The organism is Baekduia sp., from assembly GCF_035996765.1.
In the GTDB taxonomy this organism is placed as follows: Bacteria; Actinomycetota; Thermoleophilia; order Solirubrobacterales; family Solirubrobacteraceae; genus Baekduia.
Genome location: NZ_DASYJG010000003.1, coordinates 1 through 5,350 on the forward strand (window position 1 = coordinate 1; position 5,350 = coordinate 5,350).

A 5,350-nucleotide genomic window follows, 5' to 3' on the forward strand; every position below is an offset into this window, starting at 1 on the left:
TGAGGGGCACCAGACGACCCGGATCTATTGTTCGCTGCCGAATTGCTGATCCGGGGCGTTCTGACCCCGATATTGGGGGTCAGAACGACCCGGACCTTGATGGGCGGGCAATTCGGCCCCGAATCGCCTGCCGAGCGCTGGCGGACGACCCCGGGCGCCTCGCGCCCCTGACCCCGCTCACTCCTTCGCTGCCAACGGACCACGCAACGCACCCCGACTGCAATCCGCGCTGAGCTCCGAAACGTCGGGCAACGCGAAACGGCTCGCCCCGCGGACGACCGACGACTTACTCGACCCCGTACGCCTCGATGATCTGCGCCAGGTCCTTGTCCCCCCGACCGCTGAGACACACAACATCGAGCTCCGAATCAGAAGGCTCATGCAGCGCCCACCACAGCGCATGCGACGTCTCCAGCGCCGGGATGATCCCCTCCAGCCGCGTGACCTCCTTGAAGGCCGCGACGGCCTGCACATCGGTCACCGCAACGTAAGAAGCCCGCCCCGTATCCCGCAGCCACGCATGCTCCGGACCAACGCCCGGGTAATCGAGCCCCGCCGAGATCGAGTGGGCCTCCAAAATCTGCCCCTCGTCGTCCTGCATGATCGCGCTGAACGATCCGTGCAGCACACCGGCTCGCGCGCCGGAGGTCAGCGGCGCGCCGTGGCGCCCGTCCAGCCCCTCGCCCCCGGCCTCGACGCCAACCAGCGCAACCGACTCATCCGGGATGAACGCCGCAAAGATCCCCATCGCGTTGGAGCCGCCCCCGACGCACGCAAGCACGCGATCAGGCAGCCGCCCCTCGCGCTCCAAAAGCTGCGCGCGCGCCTCCTCGCCGATGATCCGCTGCAACTCGCGCACGATCGCCGGGTACGGCGCCGGGCCCGCCACGGTGCCGAGCACGTAGTGCGTGGTGTCGACGTTGGAGACCCAGTCGCGGATCGCCTCGCTCGTGGCCTCCTTGAGCGTCCGCGAGCCCGCGGCGACCGGCACGACCGTCGCGCCAAGCAGCTGCATGCGCTCGACGTTGGGCTTCTGGCGGACGACGTCGACCTCGCCCATGTAGACCACGCACTCGAGGTCCAGCAGCGCGCAGGCGGTGGCGGTTGCCGTGCCGTGCGAGCCCGCGCCGGTCTCGGCGACCACGCGCGGCTTGCCCATCCGCTTGGCCAGCAGCGCTTGCCCGAGCGCGTTGTTGATCTTGTGCGCACCGGTGTGGTTGAGGTCCTCGCGCTTGAGGTAGATCGCGCGCCCGGCGAACTCCGACAGCCGCGGCGCGAGGTACAGCGGCGACGGACGGCCGACGTAGTCACGTTGCAGGTGCTCGAGCTCGGCACGGAACGCCGGGTCGGCCCAGGCGTCGAGCCAGACCTTCTGCAGGTCGCCGAGCGCCGGCATCAGCGTCTCGGGCACGTACTGGCCGCCGTAGGGGCCGAAGCGGATCTCTAAGCCGGTCGTCATACCGACCTGGGCCGGACGGGACTGCGGCGGCCCGCCGGGGCCGCGGGCGGCTTCGGCGCCTCGGAAGCCAGCACCTTGGGCGCAGGCTCCGGCTCGTCGGCCGTGGCGCGCACGGCGTCGGCGAAGGCCTTCATCTTGATCGGGTCCTTGACGCCGGGCGACGCCTCGGTGCCGCTGGCCACATCGACTGCGAACGGCTCGGCGGCGGCGATCCCCTCGGCGACGTTCTCCACTGTCAGACCACCCGACAGGATCAGCGGCACATCGGTGCTGCGCCGATCAAGCATCCGCCAGTCGAACGTCTCCCCCGTCCCGCCGCGCTGGCCCTCGCGATAGGTGTCGAGCAAGTGATAGTCAATGGCGTGAAACGCCTGGACCTTCAGCACATCGGAGGCCAGCCGGATCGACTGCGCCTTGATGACCTTGGCGCCCGTACGCCGGCGCACCTCGGTCGCAAAGGCGGGCCCCTCCTCGCCGTGCAACTGCACGATCGAGAGCTGCAGCATGTCGACCAGGGCCGCGATCTCATCCAGCGACTGGTTGACGAAGACGCCGGCGACCTCGACCTTGCGGCGCACCGCGTTGCTGATCCGGATCCCCTCACCCGGATCGCAGGCGCGCTTGGACTCCGGCCACAGGATCAGCCCGACCGCCCAGGCACCGTTGGCCACCGCCAGCTCGGCGTCGGCGACGCTGGTGATGCCGCAGAACTTGATGCGAGGTGCGCGGTTGGCCACGCCCTGCATCTTAGGGCGAGCAGGTTGCCGCTAGCCGGTCTGCAACGCCGGCGGCCGCTTGCCCAGCGTGACGGTCAACGTCTTGGTCTCTTTCTTGCGGACGATCTCGATCTTGACCTTGTCGCCGGGCTTGTGGTTCGTGACGAGTTGCGAGAGCTGATCAGAGGTCGTGATCGCCTTGCCGTCGACCTTGGTGATGATGTCGCCGCCGAGGACGACGGTGTCGTTGCTCGAGCTGCCCGAGAGCGTCGCCTGCAGGTCGCCCGCCTTCAGCCCCGCGATGTCGGCCGGGCTGTTGGGCTCCACGGTCTGCACGAGCGCGCCGTGGTTGACGGGCAGGTTGAGGGCGTCGAGCTGACCGTCGACGGTGAGCGACGTGATGCCGAGGTAGGCGCGCTGGACCGTCTCGCCCTTCTTGAGGTTCTCGAGGATCGACTTGGCCGTGTCGATCGGGACCGCGAAGCCGATGCCGACGTTGCCTTGGCCGCTGCCACCGCCGGTCTCGATCTGTGAGTTGATGCCGATGACGCGCCCGGCGGAGTCGATCAGCGGGCCGCCCGAGTTGCCGGGGTTGATCGCCGCGTCGGTCTGGATGACGTCCTTGATCGCGAAGCCGTTGGGCGCCTGGATCTGGCGTTGCAGCGCCGAGACCACACCGGTGGTCAGCGTGCGGTCGAGCCCGAAGGGGTTGCCGATCGCGATCGTCGGGTCGCCGACGTGGACGTCCTTGGAGGAGCCGAGCGGCAGCGGCTTGAGCGCCAGCCCCTCGGGGTCGACCTTGAGGAGCGCGAGATCGGTCGACGGGTCCTTGCCGACGACCGTCGCCTTGACCGTCTTCTTGTCGGCGAGCTGGACAGTGATCGAGCCGGGCGTGGCGCCGTCGATCACATGGTTGTTGGTGAGGATGTCGCCGCCGGCGTCAATGACGAAGCCCGAGCCGGTGGACTCGCTGCGCTGCGTGCCGCCGAACGGGTCGAACGGGTTCTGCGTCTGCTCGGTGATCTCGGAGCGGACGAAGGCGACGCCGGGCGCGTAGCGCTGGTAGATGTCGGCCGCGGTGAGCCCCTCGGCGGCGTTGGAGCGCTTGCTGTTGGCGCCTTGGGAGGAGATGGCCGGCTGGCGGATGACCGTCGTGGTGTGGGTGTCACCACCGCTGTCGTCGACGATGAACGCGGTCACGCCGGCGGCGACCCCGCCGCCGAGCAAGGCGGCGAGCAGCAACGGCAGGACGATGGTCTTCGAGTTCGAGGAGGGGGGCTGGCTCATGGCTGGGGGCTGATGATCCCGGGAATCGCTGAAGCGACCCTGAAGTCGATCTAAATGTTGCTAAAGCAGCACGCGGTCCTGGACGGACGGCGGCTCGGTCGCTACAGCGCGTCCTCAGCGCTGGCGCCGTGGCCGGCGAGGTCGCGCAGCGCGAACTCGGGCTCGGGCGCACGCATCAGGGTCTCGCCGATCAGCACCGCGTCGATGCCGACACGCTCGAGCTCTTCGATCTGCGCGCGGGTGTGGAAGCCGGACTCCGAGACCACCGTCTTGCCGGCTGGCACATCGCTGAGCAGCTCGTAGGTGCGCTCGACGTCGACGGTGAAGTCCGTGAGGTTGCGGTTGTTGATGCCGATGACGTCGGCGTCGACGACCTCCAGCGCGATGTTCAGCTCGGGCTCGTCGTGGACCTCGACGAGCACGTCGAGATCGAGCGCCAGCGCCTCGTGGTGCAGCGCCGCAAGCTCCTCGGGCTCAAGGGCCGCAACGATCAGCAGGATCGCGTCGGCGCCGGCCACCGCGGCCTCATAGACCTGGTAGGCGTCGACCATGAAGTCCTTGCGCAGGATCGGCAGGCCGGTCGCCGCGCGGGCCTCCTCCAGATCGGCGAGCGTACCGCCGAAGTGCGGGCCCTCGGTCAGGATCGAGACTGCCGCGGCCCCGCCGCGCTCGTAGGCCTGGGCGATCTCCGTGACGGTCGCGCCGGCGCGGATCTCCCCCGCCGACGGTGAACGGCGCTTGTGCTCGGCGATGATCGACACGCCGGGGCGCACGAGCGCCTCGGAGAACGGGCGGCCCTCGCGGTGCGGCGCCAGCTGGGACTCGAGCAGTGCGAGCGGCACCTCCTTGCGGCGGCGGCGGACCTCGTCACGCGTGACGTCGACGATGCGCTCCAGGGTGTTGCTCATGATGAGATCGGGGCCAGTTCGGTGCTGATACGGACGTACTCCTGCAGCGCGGCGGTGGCCGCGCCGGACGCGATGGTCTCCCGCGCGAGCTCCACGCCCGAGCGCAGGTCGTCGGTGCGCCCCGCAGCGTAGATCGCCGCGCCCGAGTTGAGCAGCACGAGGTCCGTGTCGGGCCCCTCGGCGCCGGCGAACACCGCGCGCGTGGTGGCCGCATTGGCCTCCGGATCGCCGCCCGAGATCGCGCTCGGCGACGCCTCGGCCAGGCCCATGTCGGCCGGGGCGACGTCGTACCGGCGCAACTCGTCGCCGTTGACCTCCACGACGTGCGTGGGGGCGGACGTGCTCATCTCGTCCAGGCCATCCGCGGAGGAGACTACCAACGCGCGGTCGCAGCCCAGGCGGGCGAGCGCGCCGGCGAGCACGTCGAGGTATGCGGGGTCCGAGACGCCGACGACCTGGCGGCGGGCGCCGGCCGGGTTGGTCAGCGGCCCGAGGAAGTTGAAGATCGTGCGCACGCCGAGCTGCTTGCGCACCGGCACGACGTGGGCCATCGCCTTGTGGTGGCGAGGCGCGAACATGAAGCCGAAGCCGACCTCATCGATGCAGCGCGCGACCTGCTCGGGCTCGAGCTCGATGTTGACCCCCAGCGCCTCGAGCAGGTCGGCGGAGCCGCACTTGCTCGTGCTCGAGCGGTTGCCGTGCTTGGCGACCGCGCATCCTGCCGCGGCCGCGACCAGAGCGGCGGTGGTCGAAACGTTGAAGGTGGAGGGGCCGCCCCCCGTCCCTGCGGTATCGACGAGATCGGTGCGAGCAGTCGTGACCGGGGTCGCGAGGGCGCGCATCGTGCGAGCCAGGCCGACCAGCTCAGGCACCGTCTCACCCTTGGCCCGCAACGCGATCAGGAAGGCCGCAGTCTGAACCTCGCTGCTGCGCCCCTCCATGATCTCGGCCAGCACGGTGGCCGCGTGATCGGACGTCAG

The 5,350-nt window shown here is 69.8% G+C and carries 5 protein-coding genes; all 5 read right to left on the reverse strand.

Annotated elements, in window-relative coordinates; all coding sequences use genetic code 11:
- Positions 1-286 precede the first annotated feature (286 nt).
- Positions 287-1,459 (reverse strand): tryptophan synthase subunit beta, encoded by a 1,173-nt coding sequence (trpB, locus tag VGO10_RS00665; RefSeq protein ID WP_327464151.1) that lies wholly within the window; start codon positions 1,457-1,459, stop codon positions 287-289.
- The gene (locus VGO10_RS00670) at positions 1,456-2,205 is read right to left on the reverse strand and encodes a phosphoribosylanthranilate isomerase (RefSeq protein WP_414642192.1); all 750 of its coding nucleotides are present in this window, start codon (positions 2,203-2,205) and stop codon (positions 1,456-1,458) included. Before VGO10_RS00670 ends, trpB begins: the two co-directional genes overlap by 4 nt.
- A 21-nt stretch (positions 2,206-2,226) precedes the next feature.
- The gene (locus tag VGO10_RS00675) at positions 2,227-3,462 is read right to left on the reverse strand and encodes a S1C family serine protease (RefSeq protein ID WP_327464153.1); all 1,236 of its coding nucleotides are present in this window, start codon (positions 3,460-3,462) and stop codon (positions 2,227-2,229) included.
- Positions 3,463-3,563: 101 nt separating this feature from the next.
- The gene (gene trpC, locus VGO10_RS00680) at positions 3,564-4,370 is read right to left on the reverse strand and encodes an indole-3-glycerol phosphate synthase TrpC (protein WP_327464154.1); all 807 of its coding nucleotides are present in this window, start codon (positions 4,368-4,370) and stop codon (positions 3,564-3,566) included.
- Positions 4,367-5,350, reverse strand: a 984-nt coding sequence (gene trpD, locus VGO10_RS00685; protein WP_327464155.1) for an anthranilate phosphoribosyltransferase, incomplete at its 5' end; no start/stop codon positions are given. The genes trpD and trpC, both read right to left, overlap by 4 nt.